Here is a 20,470-nt window from a genome sequence, read left to right on the forward strand (position 1 = left end):
CCTTTCTTCGATGACTTGGTAGGTCTCGAAGCAGAACCTACGCCCGGCCCCATTTACACCGGTTTCAGGACACGACCCCCCGGGACTGGTGGGCTATCAGGGACTTTGACGCCGGCATGGCATCCTCGATGTACCAGCAAGATCTCGACCTGGGTTGCGATCGTGTGGCACCGGGATGAACGGCATTGTGCCACTGATTAACTGGAGCATCGGAAGAGTTGTTTCGGCGGCGTATGGAGATGCCTGGGAGCTGATGAGTCATCCCGCGCCGCAGGGCGGATCGGTCTTGATCATCAGTCCTGTTTCTCAACACGCGATGAGGCCTCGTGATCAGACGAACTGGCCCGTTTTCCTCATAGGGTCCAGCGGCGGCCATTCAGCGGTGTGCATGATGCCGCAGAACGGCCAGCCGGTCCCGGTATTCGGTTTCGCTGATCTCCCCGCGTGCGAAGCGATCTGCCAATAGCTGCTCGGGTGGTAGCGGCGACGGCCTGGGCGATCATGCGGGCCGCGCCCTTGCCGGAGTTGGTCTTGCCCGCCCGCAGCCTGGCCCCGGTGATCACCGGTGCACTGGTCTGGGTGCTGATCGTGGTGATCAAGCGGGGACAGCCCCTTGCACAGGATCTGTTTCCCGACGATCTTCGTGTGCCCGTAGCTCGCGCCCTGTTTGGCGTGTCCGTAGACCGGACGCAACAGCGAGTCGATATCGACGAAGCCCGCCCATCGGCACCAGGTAACAGATCGACGCGCTGGCAGAGCGCACCCAGGTGCTCACGCAACGCCGACTCGAGTTGGCGGGCGTGTCCGAAGGTGACCTCCCGCAACAACATTCCGATGGTCGAGGGTGCATATACACCATCGAAGAGGGTCTTCATCCCGCCCGAGCGCACGATATCGAGGTCGTCGATACTGTCCGCGCCGGCGCACATCCCGGCGATCACCGTGGTCAGCTTCGGTGATGGGTTGGCCGACCCGGACTTGATCCGCGGTTCGGCGATACGAACCTTCTTGGCCAACAACTGCGGCAGACCCATCTGGGGTAGCCAGCGTCATCACCGGCACTAGCCCGGCGAACGACACGATCACCAGTGATTCCAGCGCGTTGGTCTTGGTGACGTGCTTGCCGAACAGGCGCGAGGCGAACACGGCGGTTGTGCCGCGCAGCTTGGGCCGCTCCAGGGTGACCGGGCCGGCGGTGGTCTTGACCGACACCGGCCGATAGCCATTACGCGCCCCGGGCTGCATATCCGGCGCCGTGGCGGCGCGTTGATAGCGGTCACGGCCGAGGAACGCGGTCACCTCGGCCTCCAGCGCGGCCTGCATCAGCAACTGTGCACCCGCGCCACCTCCTCCAGAATCTCGGGCAGCTCACGATCCGACGCGAACAGGTCGTCGATCTTGGCGTGAACACGATCAGTCGGCGATACTCGTGCAGGCACGGGCGTAGGTCCTTCCTCTTCGATGACTTGGCAGTTCTCGAAGCAGAACCTACGCGCGGCCCCTTTTATATCGGCTTCAGAACGCGACCGGTGCGTGCGCGGGTGCGTGTCTTAGACTTCTTATCCCTGCACAACGCGAAAGGCGTTGCCCGTATGTCGGATATCCGACTCCATCTGCCTGTGGCCACGACGCTCATCGTGTTTGTTGCGGCAACGGGTGGTGCCGGTCAGCTTCGTTGTTGCAAACTGGCCGAGCAGACGAGCGGTCGACAATCGGTTCAACGGTGATACAGGGTCAGGCGCGTCCCGACGGTGGGCAACTGTCGCCACAGACACCGTTGCGCAATCGTGTGTACCGCGACCTGTTTATCGCGCAGTTTGTCTCCAATATTGGGACGTGGATGCAAACTGTGGCGGCTCAATGGTTCTTGGTGGAGAAGCACAGCAGTACCACCATCGTGGCACTGGTCCAGACCGCGAGTTTTGGGCCGACGCTGCTGTTGGGATTGCTCGCCGGCGTGCTTGCCGACCTCTTCGACCGGCGGCGGTTACTAATACTTCTGCAGTCGTATGCAGTGTTAGTGGCGCTTGCCCTGGCAGTGCTGACATACCTCGGTCGCCTTGGCCCGGCATCATTGTTGATGTTTACCGTGGCCATTGGCTGCGCCTCGGCACTAACCGCACCCGCCTGGCTGGCGATTCAGCCCGAGGTTATCCCGCGCGAGCAGATACCGGCCGCCGCGACCTTGGGCAGCGTCGCGGCAAACGCCGCCCAAGCGGTTGGACCGGCGATCGGCGGCGTTGTGGTGGCATTGGCCGGCCCCGCAGCGGTCTTCGGGCTCAACGCAGTATCGTTTGCGGGAATAATCGTTGCCCTGGCAGCGTGGAAACGACCCAAGCCATGCGCGCCAATCGAGCGAGAACACCTCAGCCAGGCCATCATTACCGGACTGCTCTACGTTCGTAACGATCCAATTTTCCGCAGGATCTTGTTACGCGCAGCCCTTTTCCTGTTTCCCGCCTCGGCTCTGTTGGCTCTATTGCCGATGGCCGCCGCCCACAGATGGCAGCTAGGAGCCAGTGGCTACGGTGTGGCGTTGGGCGCCATCGGTTTTGGCGCGGCGCTCGCTGCTGTCGTGGATGCCGCACGGCTACGACCTCGAGTGTCAGCCAGCGCGCTGCTGGCAGCGTGCGCGGCCGCGTACGGTATTGCGCCGCTGGCGGTGGTTTGGCTGCCGTTCGCCGCGGCGACGCCTATTTTGGTGTTGTCCGGGATGTCCTGGCTGCTCACGTTGTCAACGTTAAACGCAGCGGCGCAGCTGTCGTTGCCGCGATGGGTTCGGGCCCGCGGGTTGTCGGTGTATCTGGTGGTCTTTACGGGATGTCAGGCAGTCGGCGCGTACGTCTGGGGTGTCGTTGCCACTTGGGCCGGGCTTGACATCGCGCTGATTTGCACGGCGGGGTTGCTGGGCGCTGCTGCCCTCAGCGTCGCCGCGCTTCCGTTGCGGCCGTCCACCGGGAAGTTGGGCCTCGACATTGCCACTGCCTGTGCCTGTTCGTCACCGATGGTCGTGTTTGACGCACACCCTAACGATGGACCAGTGCTTGTGATGACCCATTATCGAGTGTCGGCCGAGAACCGCCAACACTTCGCGGAGGCGATGAGCGCCGTCAGGCGGTCACGGCTGCGAACGGGCGGCCATAGTTGGGGACTGTATTACGGTGTGGAAGATCCCGACACGGTCATCGAGACGTTCACCGTGGCGTCCTGGAGCGAATTTCAACGCCAGCACACCGAGCGCTGGTCGGATTACGACCGTGTTGGCGTCGCGAAGGCGCTGGACTATACCGTCGACAACACCCGACGGCACCGGTACTTCCTCGCTTTGCATGTGTCCCGATGAGTTTGCCGTGATCGCGCCCCCATGCTCGGCCGCTGGCCAGCGCATCGTTTTGCTGCCGAGATGGACACTTCGCTCTTGCCTCACGCCAAGACACCCGAAGGGAGCCAACGCCTTACCGACGTTCTCATACCCCGTCATCGCGCTCAACTAGGCAGTATTGCCGAAGCACCCGCCTAGTATTACAGCCGGGGTGCGCGCAGTGATCAGGAGGTGATTGCTTAGGTCATGACCTGATCGAAAGCTCGTCTTCGCCTGCGGGTGGGAGTCCGGTCCGGGTAGCTGCCAGGAGGCCCGGTAGCAGGCCGGCGGCTTGGTCTGGAAACGGGCCGGGTCGAAGCCCAGCGTCGAAAGCCCCGTCGGGGGAACCAACTGAGCGGTCTGCAGCGGTAGCGAGGCCTGCCGCGTCGTTAGATATTGAGGGAGAGCCGAGCCGGGCGGTTCACGGTGAAGGCCATGGAAGCGGTGAAGATCCTGGAGATGCAGCCGCGAAGGACTTCTCGGCGTAAGAGGGCGCGGAACGTTCAGACGGTGACGGCGGGAACTGGGGAGGCCCTCCCCGGCCGAAATGCACTGCGAATTGCGTGGAATAGCTTGTCCTATAACCGGTGTGGAGCCGGGAAGTGGATTGGGCGCGGCTGGGAGCCGGAGGCGGTCGTAGTATCGATCGAGCCGGGCGCACAGCATAACCGCCGGTGAGGGAAGGGCCGCTGCTTCGTTCACGCGTGATGCCTGGGAACGTCGCGCTCGGCAAGTGTTTCTTCGCTGCGGAGAGCATGGTCTGTTCCGACCATCTTTCCAGCCTCGGAATGTGCGCCGTGTCGGAGTCATTCCCGGCGTGGAAGGCCAGTAATGTGGCGCCCCTGGCCGGTTGGCAGGAACGCTATCCCGACGTCACCGTTCGCCGCCTGGCCGGGTGGGATCAACCGGCCCGCCATCTCCTCGACATCAGCCAATCCGCCCAGCTGGTCGTCGTCGGTAACCGCGGACGCGGCGGGCTCGCAGGAATGCTGCTGGGATCAGTCAGTACGGCCGGTCATGCGCGGTTGCTGCGCACCAGAAATCGTTGCCCACCAACGCTAGCCAAACTGGCTCGCAGCTCGTCAGGCCACGCTGAACCCAACACAAGCCGGTCAGGAGCGCCTCGACGGTGATCGGTATTCCTGGCGGGGCGCGCCGAGGTTGTGTGCGTGGTCCAGCCACACATGGATCGGACTTTGATGTCAGGGCTGGCGTCGTCGATAACCGCGACACTGTCGGGGTGTTCGATGTCGCGCCGTTCGGTGGGGTCGCCGACCCCGCCGTCGTTTGCAAAATCGGGCTGAGTGCCGGGCTTGTCGCCCGTGGCTACTTGCTGCTGGCGCTCCCGCTGACGATCGCGGTGCAGGATTGCCTCATCAGATCAGATGGCGTTGATTACACCGAGCAATCGGCACGGTCGCCTGATCGATCCCGCAGCCAGGAGGGGGCCAGTTTACCTTGCGCAGATGGGACGAAAGGCTCTACCCCCTGGGGGTAGGGCGCGGAAGGCTGGTGACCGACGATAACCCATCACGAAACCGAGACTACGATGCCATCTCAAGCCAAAATCAGGATCGCGCTTGCCGGTGGCGCTGCCGTGGTTGCATTAGCAGCCGGAGTCGGTGGCGGCGTGTTGTTAAGCAACACAACGACACCCGCGCAGATTGCAACCCCTACCTCCAGCGTGGCGCCAACCCCCCCACCGCCGGCCGCTCCCATCGACAAAGACCGTGATGGCGCAACCGGTAATCGTCCCGACTGCGTCGAACCCTACTGTGGCGTCCTGTTGAACCCGCCACCACACTAGCGGGCGCGACGGCACCGTCTCCTTCGCAGCAGCAGCCGCCGCCGCGGAGGATGTGAGGCTCGGTACGCATTTGCTGACATCCTCGCTGGACCGGTACGACAGGAATGACCCGCTGGTGCGGATAGAAATTGTCGAGGTTGACCGCGCTCAAATCGGCGGTCCCCCAAGCAACCGTGCCCTCGGCTAGACCGTTGGGCTTGAGATGTACCAGACAGCCCGGCGGCGCCAGCGGATTGGACCTTTGACAGTTCGCCATCGCGGTGGTCAGCTGTGCGCTCACCGCATTGCGTCCATATCGGACGGCCCGTAGGTGGGCAGAATCCACGGCGGAATGAGCATCGTAAGCTGTTCGAGCAGAAGCGGATCGGCGATCACCGTCAGATAGGGATTGGTGGTGCCGAAATCGATCCAACCTGCAAACACCTACACCGTGGAGTCGCCGACCCACTCGCCAAAGGCGTCAGCGTCCTCGCGGCGGCGTTGCCGGCGATCGCGTCCGGATCGAATCGACCGCCCGGATTAGGGCCCTAGAAGCGTCCACCGGAGCAATCGGTCGCAGCAACCTCCAGCTGGCTCACGGCAGGGTTGCCGGCGACGCGGCTTGCGATGGTGCTGGTGTACCTCATGTTCTCATCACGTTTCGATCAACGAAACCGCGGAACGCCAGGGTCGCCGGCAGATCCCACGGCCGAGGTTTGGTTTCCCTGGTGCAAGGGACCTAAGGCCCTACCCGCTAGGGGTATCGGGGCGAAACATTATGGGTTTGCCACGACAACACCACCGTTGCGATTGTTTTGCGCTGGCGATGCAGCCTTTGCCCCGCAAGGCTTTTGGCTACTGAGCAATAGGAGGAGGAGAAGATGGATTGCCCGAATTGTTCGACCCCGCAACCTGATGCGGCGCGCTTCTGCGCTCGTTGCGGCACTCCCCTACACCCGGCCATCGATCGATCCCGGCATTTCGCTGCCCATCCCGACGAACCGGTGCGGGCGCTGGCGGTGGTGAGCACGCTGATGCCGCACCTGGCGGGCGGGCGTCACCATATCTACCGCGGCGCGATTGTTTTGGCGCTGTTGGCGGCGTTGGTCGCGGCCGCGTTCGGGGTGCTGTCGATCGCACTGGTGTTGGCGGCGATCGCGCTGCCGGCGGCGGTGCTGACCTATGTGCACGACCACGATGCGTGGCGTGACGAGCCGATCATCGTCATCGGCGTGGCGGTTCTGCTGTCCCTGGCGCTCGGCGTCGGGGTGGGCCTGCTCGAACACTATTTCACCATGTCTGTGGTGCTGGCCGCGCCGGATCAGCGGCTGCCCGCGCTCACCGAGATCCTCGAACTGGGCGTGCTCATCCCGGTCGTGGGCTTCGTCGCGGTGCTGATTGCGCCGATGCTGATCACCGTGCGCAGCGCCTTTCGTCACCCCGTCGATGCCGTGGTCATCTGCTCACTTAGCGGTGCTGCGCTGTCGCTGGGGCTCAGCGTGGTCGTGCAACACGGCGCATTCACCCGCATCGGGGCGAGGGCCGGGGAGCCCGCGAATGCGTTCGCCGGGCTGACGATCGATCCGGGGCAAGCGGCGTTCATCGCGTTAACGCTGGGGTTTTTGCAGCCCGTCATCTTCGCCACCGCGGCCGCCATGGCCGTGGTTCCGCTGCGCGGCCCCGGTGTCAACGTCACCCTGGGACTGGCCAAAGGCCTGGTGCTGGTGACGCTCTACGAGTTGGTCACCACCCTGCTCACCCCCTACGGCACCCGCGGCGTCATGCTGACCACCCTGGCGGCACTGGTGCTGGCCGCGGCCGGGCTAATCGGCGCGCGCGACACGTTGCACGCTTCGCTGCTGGCCGAAGCCCAGCGGGCCCTCACCGGCGACCGCGCCTTGAGTCGTGCCCCCGACACCGACCACATCTGCGCTCACTGCGGCGCAACCATCGGCGCCGGCGCCGCGTTCTGTCAGGTCTGCGGAATAGCCACGGCTGCATTGGCGCGCCACCCCTCCGGCTCCACAGCCAGCCAAGGAGCCACGATGTCACCCGCGCCGCCGCCACCGAACACTTCCCCGCCGCACTACCCTGGCAGCGGGGCGCGGGTCGGGCACCGACGAGGCCCGGTCGCCATTGCCGCGGTCATCGCGGTGGTCATTCTCATCGCGGCCGCCCTGGCTGCGGCGGTCGTCCTGACCGGCACAACCAACCGACCCAAAGTGCCGGTACTGCCGAACGGCCACGCGGCCATGCCGGCTCCCGCGAAGTCCGGCATTGCCCGACCCCCCGGTGCGTCAGACCAACTCGCGCGCGTACCCAGGACAGTGCCGGGCGGGGCGGTGGCGCTCACCTCGGCCGACTCGATCACCATCGGGCGGGGTATCTCCATCACCCCGGCACCCGGCTGGATCCCGGCAGCGCGGGGCCCAGATTGGGTAATTCTCCACAACGCCGACTCCAGCGCACAGTTGTACGTCAGGGTCAAACCCGCTACTGCGACAGATGTCACCGCCCTGCTGCAGGCCGACATCAATCAAGTGATCATGGAGTCTTCGGGGGCTTTGAGCAACATGAAAAACTTGAGCGGTCCCGCGACGAAGACGCTGCAAAGCGCCAATTTTCAGCAGCAAGCATCCATCGACTACACCGCCGACGTATCGACACAGCAGGGCACCATCCCGATCCTCGGCGCATTCGATGAGCTACTGAACACCTCGAGTGATCTGTCAGCCTTCATCAACTACAGGCAAGACGGCGACGCGACCACTCAAGCAGCCAGCGACGGCGGAATGATGATCCAGTCCATGCTGTGACGGGTTATTGGCCTACTCCCCAGGACCGACGCTGTCAGGACGGCATCAACTGCCCGACAGCAGCCTGTCGCGTGCCGATCGACTAAGAACGCATCAATGCAAAACCCTTGCTGGGCTGCGGCTTACCTTCGGCCGGAGTCGTGATATCTGGCCTCCGTCGAGGTCAGCAATGGTGTGCCTTTGGGCTCCCCTCGACCTCGCGTGACGTGCGCAACGGGCGAAGCATCCTGCAGAAGTTCGACTTGTCGGACGATGGAAGACCGTGTCGCCGCGGAATGAACCACTTAACCGGTACTCCTCGACGGTGATTGTCCGGGCCTGATGGCTACTGCGCTGGCCATGCCGGTCATGAGCGTGTCTGCGGCAAATCGGGGCTTGGCGGCGCTATCGTTGCGAGCACTGACCGCAGGTGCTTAGCAGCGTACGGCCTGATCGCTGCGCCGACGATCGGAACCGACGTCGACGCAGCTTGTTGTCCGCCAGCCGAGGAGCTCGATGACTGCCATCCATGGCGTGCCAGCCCATGTTGTACTCCTGCACTTTGTGGTGGTGTTCGTGCCGCTGACTGCCTTGCTGGAGATCGTGTGCGGATTGTGGCCGGGCGCCCGCCGAGGCCAGCTGTTGTGGCTCACGCTCATATTGGCCAGCGTCACAATGGTATTGACTCCCATCACTGCAAATGCTGGCCTGTGGCTTTACAACCTGACGGCCAATCCCACTCCCATCTTGCGCGAACACGCCGCCCGTGGCAGCACACTGATCTACTTCGCGGCGGCTCTGCTGGCGGTCGCGATCGGGCTCGTCGTGCTACGCCTGAGGGAACACCGAACCGAAAAGCCCCGGGTGATCATCCATCTCACGGTGGGGATAATGGTTCTCGTCGTCGGGATCTCGTCGACGATCCAGGTCTACCGCGTGGCTGATATTGGCGGGCATTCCGTCTGGGATGAGGAGTTTGAGCGAATGCGACAGTCTCGCGGAACTTAGCAGGCGGCTGAATCCTCTGGGAAACAACGGCTTCCGGGTGCCGCAAATAACACTTGGCGGACTTTGAGGTCATCTGACAGGTGCAGGCCGGCCTGCTGCCGTGGCGCGACGATCGCCAGCGTGACGTCCAGAACTGGACTGCCGGGGAATCAAGTAATCATCTCCAATCCGGTCCCGCGGCTCGCGGACCCGGCGGACGACGCGGCGCCACTCGGCATGAAGTAGAGCACCCGCAGCTTCCAGTGCGGCTTGTCCTCCAGGCTAAGGCGATAACGGCTAAGGCGCAGCCAGTGACACCGAGTCGTCTTCAGACGAGCATTTGGGTGGGCATCACCTTGGGCTTGACACCATAGCGAGGCCCGATGCCGTAGCCCGTGCGACCGGCCGAGGCAACTGCCGGCATGCCGGTCGCCATCGTTGTCATCTCCGTGCCCTCTTCTGCGGAGCCGGTCCAGCCCGAGCCCGTCAGGGTTGCAGCACCAGTCTCCGCCGGGGCGGCCGCAGACCACGCGGCCGGCACCGACAACTTGCCGACCGAGGACGCCGAGCCCATTCCCGCCGACACCGGCCCCCCACCGGAAGCTCCGGCTGCTGGTCCTGCCGTGCCCGCCAGGACCGTTCCCATGCCGCCCCCTGGAGCGACAGCGCCGGCGGCCGCGGCAGCATTTTGCGAGACCCCGTGACTGACCCCGCCTACGATGGCCTGGAACATGCTCGAAGACCCGGTGCTGCCTAACAGCCCGGTGACGCTATAGGCGTCGTTCCAAATCCCGATGTTCGACCCCGAGGCGACGAGGTCGTTCAGGAAACCGTTGGAGCTGGAAAAAAGCCCCGACGACGTGGACTGGGCAGAACCCGCCAGTGGGGAAGCCACCGGTCGCACCGCGGCTGGGCTGACTGCGGCGGCTCGGGCGGCCGGCCCGGCCGGGTTGGTGGTCTGTGTCGGCGAGATCAACGGGTTCAGCGTCGCGGCGCTGGCCGAGGAGCCCTCGTAGCCGTACATGGCGGCGGCGTCTTGGGCCCACATCTGGGCGTACTGGGCCTCGTTCGCCATGATTGCCGGCGTGTTTATGCCCAGGAAGTTCGTCGCGACAAGGGCCCCCAACTGAGCCCTGTTCGCTGCGATTACCGGCGGGGGGACCGTCATCGCGAACGCCGCCTCGTAGGCGGCCGCGGATGCCATGGCCTGACTGGCTGCGTGCTCAGCGGAGGCGGCGGTGGAGATCATCCACCCGATAAAGGGCTCGGCCGCGACGGACATCGCCGCCGACGACGGACCCAGCCACTGCCCGCCGGTCAGCTCGGAGACCACCGATTCGTAGCCGGAGGCCGTCGTAGTCAATTCGGCGGCCAGACTGTTCCAGGCCGCCGCGGCGGCCATCATCGGACCCGGACCCGGACCCGTGTACATCCATGTCGAGTTGATCTCCGGGGGTAACGCTCCGAAGTCGAAAAGCATTTCTTAAATCCTGTTCTTTCTTAATTGAACACTTGTGCTTCTGTTTAGCGACCGCGTCGGCGCTGGCGCCCTAGACGAGCGCCGGCTTGGGCATCACGGTGGGCTTGACGCCATAGCGCGGCGCACCCAAGGCGCCGGACTTCCCGACCGTGGCCACCGACGGCATGCCGGCCGGAATGGTTGTCGCCGGCGCAGTCTGTGGCGCGGCACCGGTCGAGCCCCCGCCCGCCAAGATCGCAGGGGCAGGGTTGACCGGCGGGCTGGCTTCGCTGGCCCAACTGGCGGGTACCGACAACCCGCCGACCGAGGATGCCCGACCCATATCGGCCAGCACCGGCGCCCCACCTGGGCCAGCGGGCCCCGCCGGCCTCACTGCACCGGCCAGGGGAAGTGCTCCCATGCCGCCCGAGCCGAGCCCCTCGGCACCCAGACTCTCGGCGCCGACAGTGGTGGAATCGGCGCTTCCCAGGGCGATCCAGGAGAAAAGGCCGGACGCTCCGGTGCCGAACGTATTCATCTGCTGTATTCCGATCAGGCTGCCGTTATTTAGCGCGCCGGGAATAAGTCCAAACTGTCCGAACTGGGTCAACTGGCCGATGATCGAAAATCCCGAGCCGGATGAGGCTGCGGCCGCGTTGGCGGCCTCGGTGGTGCCGTACATACCGGCGTTCGTGCCCAGGGTGCTCACAAGAAGCTCGTGAATCGCCTGGGCTTGAGCGGCGACCGACTGGTACTGGCTGCCATAGGCGCTGAATATTCCGGCCTGCACCGCTGATACCGGATCGGCGGCTGCAGGAATCACGCCCGTGGTCGGGGCTGCTGCGGCCGCGTCCTGGGCCGCCATCGAAGAGCCAATACCCTGCAGCTTGCTCGCCGCGACGGTCAACGCTTCAGGCTGTGCGATCACGAAGGACATCTACTTCACTCCTTCAGAGTCTTGGTTGTCCAAGACAGTCGATGATGTTGTTGCAGCGACCCCCGGCCTGGTTGACGTGTCCGGTTCATTTGGCGACGCCGGTTCGCTATTTGACGCCTTCCATCGTTCGGACGCTCGCCACGGTGCACATAGAGACCAAAGTCATTCAGATGGCGGCGTTCGTCCTCGCCGCAGTACGAGTCCTACGGGAAAGCGTCGACGGCAACTGAAATACTGACCAGTGCGCGGGGTTGTCCCGGGTGTCGTGGAAGTCGAGGTGGCGGTCCCCCGCGCGCGACCTGCACCCGCTTGGTCAGACGCGCCGCGGTCATCGTGGACGCGGCGGTGTCGCTGAGCACGGCTGGGCTCCCTTGTCGGTGGGACATGCTGCGAAACAGGGGATTCCGATGAGGGGAACAGCACACGATCAGGAGGACTGGCCGCCAACGCGGCCCCGGCCAGCGCATCGACCAACTCGGCGGTGAATCCACCGGCAGACTCGCCGCCGTCGGTGAGCCCGCCATGGCCGGCGCGGCGGCTCGATTGGCGCTCATCAGTAAGGGTGCGTTGCCACCCGGTCACACCACGACGGTGCAGCGTCTGAGATGACACGGGCGTCGTGAATAACCGGGGAGAGTCGCCCTATTCACGCCATAGAGCGGGCCGAAACGTTGACAGCACGGGCAGTGCCGCACCGACGGGCTGGGTAATGCAACGACCGCTCATGTGAGAAGTGGCCAGATCGCTCCGGCCGAGATGCCTAGTGCGAGGCTGAGAGTCGCGGCGATTACCGCTGCGCTCGAGGACCATCGGCTGGGCACGAAGAACTTGCCAGTTGAGGCATCTGCGACCTCTTGGAACGACGGGATGATCCACCGCAGGTAGTAGAAGAGGCTGATGAGAGTGTTGGCGAACACCACCACTGCAAGCCAGGCCTGGCCACCGTCCCAGGCCGCGGCGGCTGTGGTGAGCTTTCCGACGAACACCGCGGTGGGTGGCGTGCCCACCAGCCCGAGCAGCGCGACGACAAGGGCAGCAGCCAGCCATGGTCGCGCTGCTGCCAGGCCGCGGTAGGAGCCGAGGTCGCGCCTGTCCGGCAGAGCCGTGGTTACCGCGAAGGCCCCACTGTTGGTGAGCGTGTACGCGCCGAGATAGAACAGCAGCGATGGGCCCGCGAGGGCGGTGTGGCCGATCACGGTGATCGGAACGAGCAGGAAACCCACTTGGCTCACCGTCGACCAGCCCAGCAGCCGCCTCGGGTCTTGCTGCCAGTAGGCCGCCAAGTTGCCCAGCGTCATACTCGCCACCGCAAAAACCGCGACCAGCAGTGGCCAATGGATAGTGCCAGGAAGGACCGCGGCCAAGCGGTAGACCGCGACCAGTGCCCCGATTTTCGGCACTGTGGTCAAGAACATTGCCGCGGTACCGTTGGCACCTTCCGCCGCATCGGGCACCCAGAAGTGGGCGGGCACGCTGCCCGCTTCGAACATCAGGCCGGCGAGAACAGTCACCACCCCGGCCGCAACGGCCGCAGCCGGTGCGGCGCCGAGGCGTCCGGCCAGTTCATCGTAGCGGGTGGCGCCGGTGACTCCGTAAAGCACCGAGATGCCCAGGAACAACACGATTCCGAACAATGCGCCTATCAGGTAGGCCTTCATCGCCGCTTCTGCCGCCTTCGCCGAGCGCGCCAGTCCGATCAGCCCGTAGAGCGGGATGCTGGTAAGCAGGAAGCCGGTGGCTAAGACGAGTAAGTCAGCCGCGCCCGCCATGATCAACACGCCGGTACTCGAAAACAGCAGCAGTGCATAGGTTTCGCTTTCGCGCGGTGACCCGCGCACCTCACCGACAGCCACGGCCAGGGTGAACAGGGCCCCGGCTGCGGCCAGTATCCTTGCCACACCGGTGGTGGCGTCGACGGCGAAGGTGCCCTCGAACGCCGCTAGATTCGGACCGGCCGCTTCGACCACGGCGGCGACGACGGCCGCGATCAGCACCGTGGCGGCGACGACGCCGGTCCACCACTGACGCCGCCGGGGCAGGAAGGAGCCGCTGATCATCACCGCGAGTCCGCCGCCGAACAGCAACATCTCGGGCACCATCAACAGTGGCCGCATCCCGCTCTCGGTGTCCATCACTATCTCCCCAGCAGCGCGACAAGCCCGTGGGCGGCCGGTTCAATGACGTCGAGGAGCGGACGCGGGAACACGCCAATCGCCAGCGACAGCGCGAGCAGCGTTCCGGCCGAGCATAATTCGGCAACGTGCACGTCAGCGAAGCGCCCGGCGAGTCCACGGGTTTGACCGGTAAAAATGCGCTGCAGCGCGCGCAGGAACAGGGCGGCGGCTATCACTATGCCGGGCAGTGCGATCGCGGCCACCCAGGTTGCCGCGATACTGCCGACGAAGACTTGGAATTCGGCGATGAAACCCGAAAAGCCCGGCAGTCCAAGGGAAGCGAATGCCCCGACGGCGAACAGTGCCGCGAGTCTCGGCGCCGGGCCGGCCAGCCCGCCGTAGGAATCGATGTCGTAACTGTCCGCCCGGTCGTGGAATACACCGGCGATCAGAAACAGCGCGCCGGTGATCAAGCCGTGGCTGACCATTTGGGTGACGGCGCCGGTGACTGCCACCCCGCGGACGTCGGCGGAACTGCCGCCGACCAGGCCGGCGGCCCCGACCGCAAGCACGACGTAGCCCATGTGGTTGACGGAGGTATAAGCAATCATTCGTTTGAGGTTGTTCTGCGCCAAAGCAACAAGTGCCCCGTACAGCACGGATACGAGTCCGACGACGACGATGACCCACGCCCAGTGCCGCCACGCTTGCGGCAGCATGGGCATCGCGATCCGCACGAATCCATAGGCGCCCATTTTGAGCAGTACCCCGGCCAGCACCGCGGAGCCAATGGCCGGGGCGTCGGTGTGCGCGGGCGGCAGCCACGTGTGAAACGGCACGGTAGGGGTCTTGACCGCCAAGCCCAGAAGAATCGCCGCCAACACCAGCCCGCCAGCTAGTGGTCGTCCTGAAAGCGGTGTGCTGGAAGCGATCTGGGTCATGTCGAATGTGTGTGGCTCGGCGGCAACGTAGAGGCCGATGAAACCGACCAGCAGTGCCAGCGAGCCCAGGAACGTGTAGAGAAAAAACTTCAGCGCCGAGCGCCCGGCGTCACCGTGGCCCCATCCGGCGATCACAAAATACATTGCCACGATTGACAAATCAAAGAAGACGAAGAACAAGAGCAGGTCTGCCGAGACGAACAGGCCCAGGCTCACCGTCTGAAGAAACAAGAACAGCGCCCCCTGCGGGCGGGGCCGGTCACGGCTCCGCAACCCATGCAGCGCACACGCGACAAAAATCACCGCGGTCATCGCCACCAGTGGCAGCGACAGCCCGTCGACGCCAATGTGGTAGCTGGTGTTTACCCCGGGAATCCATTTCACGCGCTCCTCGAACGCCAGCGCATTCGGCGCCGGGGCGCGGTACCGCGCCCACATCACCACGATCAGCACCAAATCCGTCACCGTAACGGCGACCCAGAACCACCTGGCGAATGCGTCGCCAACTGGCGGCACCAGCAACACCAGCGCGGCTGCCAGCGGCAGGACGACGATCAGGCTCAGCACGCTCACCTCACCGTGGCCAATAGCAGGACAAGGGCCACAACAACCACAACCCCGGCGATGTAATAACGGTGCAGCAGCCCGGCTTGCGGCCTGCGCGCCAGCTCACCGAGCCGCCGCGTCGCCGCCGCCACCGCTTCGACAGCGCCGTCGATGCCACGACTGTCGATCCGTGCCAATCCATGCGCGAGACCCAAGGTCGGAGTAACGACCAACAGATGGGTGGCGCGCTCCAGCCCGAGCCAGGCACGTGCCCATCGGGGCTCTGGCACCCCCCAGCGCAGCACCGCTGCCACGACGGCAATCGCCAGCACGGCTGATCCGGCGAGTTCGGCAGCCGTCGCATGTGCGGTGGTGGAGTTGTTGACGGCACGGCTGAGAACCGCGCCGAGCGGGGGTAGTACCAGCACACCCAACACGGCGGCACCGCCGGCGAGGATGACAAGCGGTGCCTGCTGAAATATGTTGGACCGCTGCATTTCCCGGTCATCACCCCTGGCCGGTGTGCGCCAGATGACGACCAGGACTTTTCCGGCATAGCCCGCCGACAGGGCCGCGGCCAGCAAACCGACCAGGTAGAGCCAGAGCGAATGTTCCAGGGCCGCAGCCAAAATGGTGTCCTTAGTCGCCCACAACGACAGCGGCGCCACCCCGGCCAGGGACAGCGCCCCAACAGTGGCACACCAACCGATCACCTTCTGACGCCGTGCGATTCCCCAAAGGTCATCGAGTTGTTTGGTGCCCACCAACGACAGCCACGCCCCCGCCGCGAGAAACAACCCGGCTTTGGCGGCGGCATGCGCCACCAGCTGCGCCGCACCACCACTGATCGCACCCAGACCGGCGGCCATCACCACGAACGCCAACTGCGCCACCGTGGAGGCAGCGAGCAATTGTTTGAGATCGCGCTGGGCCACCGCGACGGCACCAAGCAGCACAGCGGTCACCGCGCCTGCCCATGCCGCCGCCGTGGCCGCCCAGCCCGTGGCCGCCAGCAGCGGCTGCGCGCGCAACAGCAGGTATCCCCCCATGGCGACCATCGCCGCCGAGTGCAACAGGGCGCTGACCGGACTCGGGCCCTCCATCGCCCGGGAAATCCAGAACGAAAACGGAAGTTGCGCCGCCTTGCCCAGCGCGGCGACGAGGACCCCCGCGGCCACCACGTGCCGCCAGCCCCCGGTCGTTGCGGGCAGGCCCGCCAACGTGAGCCCTGTACCGCCGGCAAGCGCGGCGCCCGCGGCGAGGTAAAGGCCCAGGTCGGCCGTGCGGGTCGTCACGAAAGCGGTCAACCCGGCCGACACCCGAAACTCGTCGCGCCACCAGAAACCAATCAGCGCATACGAGGCGGCCCCCATCACCTCCCAGGCCAGCAGCAAGGCCGGCAACGTCGCCGCAGTCGCCGTCAACAACGCCGCGGCGGCAAACACCAACATCAACCCGTGAAACCGGCCCTGCGCCGACCGGATGTCCCCCACGGCGAACAACAGCACCAGCAACGTCACAGCGGCGACGGCCGGAACCACCGTCGCCGCCAAAGCATCCGCCCGCAATGCGAAATCCGCGCCCGCCATAAACGCCACACCCACCGCCGGCCGGGTGAGCGCCACCACGATCGACAGCCCCACGACAACCGCCGACGTGCTCACCGAAATCGCCGCGGCTACCCGGCCCGCGCGCGGATACAGCAGTAGCGCGCCGCCAACGAGTGCCGGGACACCGACCAACAACCACAGCGACGGCTGCGCCATGGACATCATCGCCTGCCTCACCCGGACAGGTCCGTTGCCATGTCGGTCATGTCAGTGCCACGGTCACGGTGCAACAACGTCGCTATCGCGAAGCCCATCGCCATTTCCACCGTCATGGCCGCGATGACCACCAGCAACAGCACCTGCCCGGTCGGGGCGGGCATAACGAACCACCAAAAGCCCGCGGCCGCGAGGATGACCGCATTGATCATCAACTCCAGGCCCATCATCACCATCACGACGACCTGCTGTGACAGCGCACCGTAGAGCCCCACACTGAACACCGCGGCCGCTACCAGCAGCACCGTCTGCAGAGTCACCGTCCGACACCTCCCGGTTGCGGATCGGCGGGCCGGCGCTTCAGGTCGTCACCGAAGCGGTCATAACGCGTTCGAGAGGCCGCCAGCACGATCGCCGACACCATGGTCGCCACCATCACCGGGCTGAATACCACCATGACGAGCATCTGCGGGCCCATCAATGCTTTACCGAGCGCCACGGTGATATCCGGGGCCGGCGCTCCGTGGCGCGACGGCCAGTCGATGAGCAGTATCCCGGCGGCCAGCACCACGAAAGTCACCACCGCGGCGGCCAGCGCCCAACGTTTGTCGTGCACCATGCTCATTGGCATCAGCGCCGGGTTCATGCCCATGAACATGACCATGTAGACACCCATGACGGCCATTTCCATCACCATCATCAAGATCGTGACCACCCCGACGTAGTTCTGCTGCATCAGGATCACCGCCACTCCGACGGCCACAAACGACGCCGCAAGCGCGTAGGTGGCGCGCGCCATCGAATTGACCCAGAACACGGCCGCCCCTGCCAGCACGGCGATCACCGCGACGATCCAGAACACCATGGCCACGATCATCTATCAGCCCCTCCAGACGGCCACGAAGGCCACGACGAAGTCTTGCAACACGACGGCCGGCAGCAGCACCATCCAGCCGAACTCCAGGAACTTCTCCGGGCGAAGCGCCGGCACGCGCCGACGCAGCCACACCAACACGGTCAGCACGGCCACCGTCTTGACCAGCACCCACAGATAATCCGGCAGCAACGGTCCCGCGCCGCCACCGAGGAATAACGGCACCGCGAAGGCGGCACCGGCACTAAGAACCATGTAGCGCCCGCCCTGGAAAACCAGACGGTCAGCACCGCTCAATTCGGCGGTCACCCCCCCGGCGATATCGGCACCGAGCGCCGGGCTAAACGGGCCCCACACCGCAAACGCGACAACCCCCAGGCAATAGCCGAGGAAGGCGACCGGCATCCACACCACAAACCACAGGTCCTGCTGAGCGGTAACCACCGTGCCCACACGCAGGCTTTGCGCCGCGATTGCCGGTGCGACGAGGGCGAACATGAGCGGTAGCTCATAGCCGAGACCATGCGCGAGAAAACGGTAGCCGCCGATGAGCGAGTGAACGGAATTCGGACCCCACCCGGCCAGCCACACCAGCGCCCAGACCGTCACATCCATGGCGTTGAACCAGACGACGCCGACGTCAAGATTGAACAACGTCCAATGCCCTAGTGGCACCACCACGACCTTCAGCAAGGAAACGACGACCAATCCGGCACCGCCGACCCGCCAGAGCAGCGTGTCGGCGGCCACTGTGGCACGGCGGCGTTGACGCAGCAGCCGGGCGCCCTCCAGCAGCGGTGTGGTCACTCCGCGCGTGGCAACACCGGTACGCCGCGCGGCGAGCACACCATCGACGCTCGCGGCGTAGAGACCCAGGAGGCACAGCAACGCTGCGGCCACCGGCGCCCACACACCCGAGACCACCGTCGCGGCGTCAGACATGGCTGGCCCGACCCACCGGCGTGACATCCACACCCAAACTCGCGACCACCAGCCTGGCGGTGGCTACCTCCAGCCCCCGCACCAATTCCGGCAACGCACCGATTACGTTCGCTGGATCGGCACGAAATGCCTTGTGCGACAACGACAAACAAGCCAACGCATTGTCGACGTGCGCGAGCAGCCGATCATAGGTATCGCCGCCCAGCGCCGCCGGCAGCCGATAACGTTCTGCGTCGGCGACACTGAAGTGCCCCAGGTCCTGCAGTGACCACCGCAGCAACCATGACCGGCGCAGCTTGCGCAGCAATTTTTCCAGCAGCAACTGGGCCCGGTCGACCGCAGCGGGTTCATCCAGCAGCAGGTCCCTAATCTGTCGGGCGTGGTCGGCCGCCGACGACCACCCCGCCAACGCCAGCAGGCTACGGAGGTGGTCACACTCCGTTGCCGCCTCCAGCGACGCTGCCCGCTTCCCCGGCGCCACTGACGTACCACCGTCACGGTCAGCATCGACAACCCACGCGTCGGCATCGACGACAACGTCGCCCTGCAACGAGCATTTCAGTACCAGCCCCGACGGCCAATACGCGAGAACCGGACCAAGACGGACGTGTAGCACATCCATCTCCAGTCCATCCCGGTCCTCTGCGCCCTCGGCGAGCGGGATCCCCGCAGGCGCCATTTCCATTCCGCCGTGGCCCATGTGCTGGTGGCCGCCGTGGCCCATATCGTCGTGGCCGCCGTGGCCCATATCGTCGTGGCCGCCATGGTCCATATCCACGTTGTCCATGTCAGGGTTCGAATCGCCTTGAGCCTCACAGCCTTCGGATGATGCGAGTCCATCTACAGAACCTGGGTCCACTACCTGACCGCGCTGCGCCGCATCGCGTCGATGCCGATTCGTGTCGAGCAGCCCCGAGCCCCCACGCGTCAGCGCCGAATCCACCGAGTGAAAATCCTGAATCTCGATGCGGACCCGCGGTCCCGGCATCTGATCCCAAATCAGATCGATGATTTTGGCTAATTCGGGGCCCGGCACCCCGCATACCGCCAAGATGTCGGCATCAGCCGGTGACAGCGCCGGGCACCATCCGCGCCTGAACAGCGACCGCTCAACAGATGCGCGCAATTCGAAATGCCCCGGCACTTCCGCCAGCAGAACGTGGGCGCGGCGGCAACCAAGGCTGGCGAGCAGCGCACCTACGCCCATCGCAACGCGCCCTCTCGCCACGCCCACACAACGGCAAGCAGTAGCGCTGCCAGAAACAAGAACATCTCGGTGATCGCACCAGCACCGTCCTCCACGACAACCACCGCCCACGGATACATGAACAGCATCTCCACGTCGAACGCCAAAAAGACCAGTGTCGCCAAATACCAGCGTGCGTGATAGCGCGACAGCGCGTGCTCCTGTGGCGGCCATCCCGAGCCAAATGGGAGCGACGTCAGCGCGTCAGGTGCTACCGCGGTGAACCGGTGCACCACATAGACCACCGAAATGCCTGCCAGCGCAACCAATAGCATCGATGCCACACCGGCGTACATGGCAAGCTCCTCTCCACACCAGCCATCGCACAACCAAATTGGCTTTCACCCAAGCGCGATCACAGAAGTAGCCTCACTGGACTCCCGGGGTAATCCACCCCTACCCTGCAGGGGTACTCCTGAAACCTCCCCCTGGCATGCAATCCGGTCGCCATCCGCGCGCTTCCGTCCCAGCAGCCTACTGGGCGGCTTGACGTGGCCATCGCGGAGAGTGTCATCGCCTTCGGTGTCACCATCAGGCTCCCTTCGAACTGGGCCCGGCGCTGGATTGCGACCCATAACATTCTTAGCCGCTTTCACCTCTGTAGCGCAGCCACCTCATCGACAGAATGACACCTCGATCGGTCGTGTCCCTGCCGCGGTGTAAAAGAATCCGGACGTAGGTTCCCTCGAAGACCGGCAAGTCTGATGGAAGGAGCA

14 protein-coding genes and 3 pseudogenes are annotated in these 20,470 nt (G+C 64.9%); 4 read left to right on the forward strand and 13 right to left on the reverse strand.

Annotated elements, in window-relative coordinates:
- Nucleotides 1–376: 376 nt before the first annotated feature.
- Both AWC17_RS34060 and AWC17_RS33200 read right to left on the reverse strand, forming a co-directional pair.
- Nucleotides 377–475 (reverse strand): annotated as a pseudogene (locus AWC17_RS34060) (SHOCT domain-containing protein); the annotation flags it as partial.
- A pseudogene (locus AWC17_RS33200) lies at nt 435–1,439 on the reverse strand (transposase); the annotation flags it as partial. The pseudogenes AWC17_RS33200 and AWC17_RS34060, both read right to left, overlap by 41 nt.
- Nucleotides 1,440–1,723: 284 nt before the next feature.
- Between AWC17_RS33200 and AWC17_RS00185 the strand changes: the two are divergent.
- Nucleotides 1,724–3,343, forward strand: coding sequence for an MFS transporter (locus AWC17_RS00185; RefSeq protein WP_264055898.1), 1,620 nt, complete (start codon nt 1,724–1,726; stop codon nt 3,341–3,343).
- Nucleotides 3,344–4,203: 860 nt separating this feature from the next.
- Nucleotides 4,204–4,423: pseudogene (locus AWC17_RS33210) on the forward strand (universal stress protein); the annotation flags it as partial.
- A gap of 1,021 nt (nt 4,424–5,444) precedes the next feature.
- Here AWC17_RS33210 and AWC17_RS32420 read toward each other — a convergent pair.
- Complete coding sequence (locus AWC17_RS32420) at nt 5,445–5,591, reverse strand: hypothetical protein (RefSeq protein WP_156174178.1); 147 nt, start codon at nt 5,589–5,591, stop codon at nt 5,445–5,447.
- A gap of 437 nt (nt 5,592–6,028) precedes the next feature.
- Here AWC17_RS32420 and AWC17_RS00195 point away from each other — a divergent pair, with 437 nt between their 5' ends.
- Together AWC17_RS00195 and AWC17_RS00200 are read left to right on the forward strand one after the other, a co-directional pair.
- Nucleotides 6,029–7,963, forward strand: a complete 1,935-nt coding sequence (locus AWC17_RS00195; RefSeq protein ID WP_082123106.1) for a zinc ribbon domain-containing protein — start codon at nt 6,029–6,031, stop codon at nt 7,961–7,963.
- Nucleotides 7,964–8,458: 495 nt separating this feature from the next.
- Complete coding sequence (locus AWC17_RS00200) at nt 8,459–8,950, forward strand: DUF2231 domain-containing protein (protein WP_046185339.1); 492 nt, start codon at nt 8,459–8,461, stop codon at nt 8,948–8,950.
- Between the two features lie 307 nt (nt 8,951–9,257).
- On the opposite strand, the gene AWC17_RS00205 is transcribed toward AWC17_RS00200, so the two are convergent.
- The 10 genes from AWC17_RS00205 to AWC17_RS00255 all read right to left on the reverse strand — a co-directional run bounded on the left by AWC17_RS00205 (nt 9,258) and on the right by AWC17_RS00255 (nt 20,050).
- Complete coding sequence (locus AWC17_RS00205) at nt 9,258–10,409, reverse strand: PPE family protein (protein ID WP_085164107.1); 1,152 nt, start codon at nt 10,407–10,409, stop codon at nt 9,258–9,260.
- 70 nt (nt 10,410–10,479) lie between these two features.
- A complete protein-coding gene (locus tag AWC17_RS33770) occupies nt 10,480–11,325 on the reverse strand; it encodes a PPE family protein, SVP subgroup (protein ID WP_046185159.1) in 846 nt (281 codons plus the stop codon).
- A gap of 722 nt (nt 11,326–12,047) precedes the next feature.
- The gene (locus tag AWC17_RS00220) at nt 12,048–13,457 is read right to left on the reverse strand and encodes an NADH-quinone oxidoreductase subunit N (protein ID WP_197083457.1); all 1,410 of its coding nucleotides are present in this window, start codon (nt 13,455–13,457) and stop codon (nt 12,048–12,050) included.
- 2 nt (nt 13,458–13,459) lie between these two features.
- On the reverse strand, nt 13,460–14,947 hold the full coding sequence (locus AWC17_RS00225) for a complex I subunit 4 family protein (RefSeq protein WP_046185157.1): 1,488 nt from the start codon (nt 14,945–14,947) through the stop codon (nt 13,460–13,462).
- 2 nt (nt 14,948–14,949) lie between these two features.
- Nucleotides 14,950–16,698: a proton-conducting transporter transmembrane domain-containing protein gene (locus AWC17_RS00230; RefSeq protein ID WP_046185161.1), complete on the reverse strand. Its 1,749-nt coding sequence runs from the start codon at nt 16,696–16,698 to the stop codon at nt 14,950–14,952.
- Between the two features lie 11 nt (nt 16,699–16,709).
- Nucleotides 16,710–17,012: an NADH-quinone oxidoreductase subunit NuoK gene (locus AWC17_RS00235; RefSeq protein ID WP_046185156.1), complete on the reverse strand. Its 303-nt coding sequence runs from the start codon at nt 17,010–17,012 to the stop codon at nt 16,710–16,712.
- Nucleotides 17,009–17,569: an NADH-quinone oxidoreductase subunit J gene (locus tag AWC17_RS00240; RefSeq protein WP_046185155.1), complete on the reverse strand. Its 561-nt coding sequence runs from the start codon at nt 17,567–17,569 to the stop codon at nt 17,009–17,011. Before AWC17_RS00240 ends, AWC17_RS00235 begins: the two co-directional genes overlap by 4 nt.
- 3 nt (nt 17,570–17,572) lie before the next feature.
- Nucleotides 17,573–18,508 (reverse strand): complex I subunit 1 family protein, encoded by a 936-nt coding sequence (locus AWC17_RS00245; protein ID WP_046185154.1) that lies wholly within the window; start codon nt 18,506–18,508, stop codon nt 17,573–17,575.
- Nucleotides 18,501–19,451, reverse strand: a complete 951-nt coding sequence (locus tag AWC17_RS00250) for a hypothetical protein (protein WP_244193459.1) — start codon at nt 19,449–19,451, stop codon at nt 18,501–18,503. The genes AWC17_RS00245 and AWC17_RS00250 overlap by 8 nt, the downstream gene beginning before the upstream one ends.
- A gap of 254 nt (nt 19,452–19,705) precedes the next feature.
- Nucleotides 19,706–20,050: an NADH-quinone oxidoreductase subunit A gene (locus tag AWC17_RS00255; protein WP_046185152.1), complete on the reverse strand. Its 345-nt coding sequence runs from the start codon at nt 20,048–20,050 to the stop codon at nt 19,706–19,708.
- Between the last annotated feature and the right edge of the window lie 420 nt (nt 20,051–20,470).

It is taken from the genome of Mycobacterium nebraskense, assembly GCF_002102255.1.
In the GTDB taxonomy this organism is placed as follows: domain Bacteria; phylum Actinomycetota; class Actinomycetes; order Mycobacteriales; family Mycobacteriaceae; genus Mycobacterium; species Mycobacterium nebraskense.

Bases quoted from the DNA above. Each gene is read 5' to 3' on its own strand.
- AWC17_RS00245 (WP_046185154.1), bottom strand. From the start codon at position 18,508: ATGTCTGACGCCGCGACGGTGGTCTCGGGTGTGTGGGCGCCGGTGGCC.
- AWC17_RS00230 (WP_046185161.1), bottom strand. From the start codon at position 16,698: ATGTCCATGGCGCAGCCGTCGCTGTGGTTGTTGGTCGGTGTCCCGGCA.
- AWC17_RS33770 (WP_046185159.1), bottom strand. From the start codon at position 11,325: ATGTCCTTCGTGATCGCACAGCCTGAAGCGTTGACCGTCGCGGCGAGC.
- AWC17_RS00195 (WP_082123106.1), top strand. From the start codon at position 6,029: ATGGATTGCCCGAATTGTTCGACCCCGCAACCTGATGCGGCGCGCTTC.
- AWC17_RS00255 (WP_046185152.1), bottom strand. From the start codon at position 20,050: ATGTACGCCGGTGTGGCATCGATGCTATTGGTTGCGCTGGCAGGCATT.
- AWC17_RS00240 (WP_046185155.1), bottom strand. From the start codon at position 17,569: ATGATCGTGGCCATGGTGTTCTGGATCGTCGCGGTGATCGCCGTGCTG.
- AWC17_RS00220 (WP_197083457.1), bottom strand. From the start codon at position 13,457: ATGGACACCGAGAGCGGGATGCGGCCACTGTTGATGGTGCCCGAGATG.
- AWC17_RS00205 (WP_085164107.1), bottom strand. From the start codon at position 10,409: ATGCTTTTCGACTTCGGAGCGTTACCCCCGGAGATCAACTCGACATGG.
- AWC17_RS00200 (WP_046185339.1), top strand. From the start codon at position 8,459: ATGACTGCCATCCATGGCGTGCCAGCCCATGTTGTACTCCTGCACTTT.